Annotated in this window: 1 protein-coding gene; it reads right to left on the bottom strand. The window is 31.0% G+C overall.

Annotation, left to right across the window (positions count from 1 at the left end):
• Positions 1–274, bottom strand: a 274-nt coding sequence (locus CAMP5053_RS08515; RefSeq protein ID WP_337217661.1) for a ShlB/FhaC/HecB family hemolysin secretion/activation protein, incomplete at both ends; no start/stop codon positions are given.

Below are 274 nucleotides of genomic sequence, written 5' to 3'. Positions count from 1 at the left end.
AACCTTGAGATATGCTTGGAGTAATTTTTAAATTTCCTAAAAAGAAGGTATAGCTTGCTCCATAGTTAATTTGATTTTCATTGCTTGATTGTAAGTAAAAATTATAATAATCCCCCATATTAAGTATAGAATTAAATCCCATACTAATACCTGCTCTAATATCCCCTGCACTTTTAATACCATAATTATCAGCATATAATAATATATTAGCCTTAGTATCGGGCACTACTTCTATAACTACATCAGTTTCACCTACATTCTCCCCTGCTTGTAG

This window comes from Campylobacter sp. S4:11, assembly GCF_024723695.1.
In the GTDB taxonomy this organism is placed as follows: Bacteria; Campylobacterota; Campylobacteria; order Campylobacterales; family Campylobacteraceae; genus Campylobacter_D; species Campylobacter_D jejuni_C.
The sequence above is the reverse complement of the archived record's forward strand: the minus strand, read 5'-3'. Positions and strand labels throughout refer to the sequence as shown.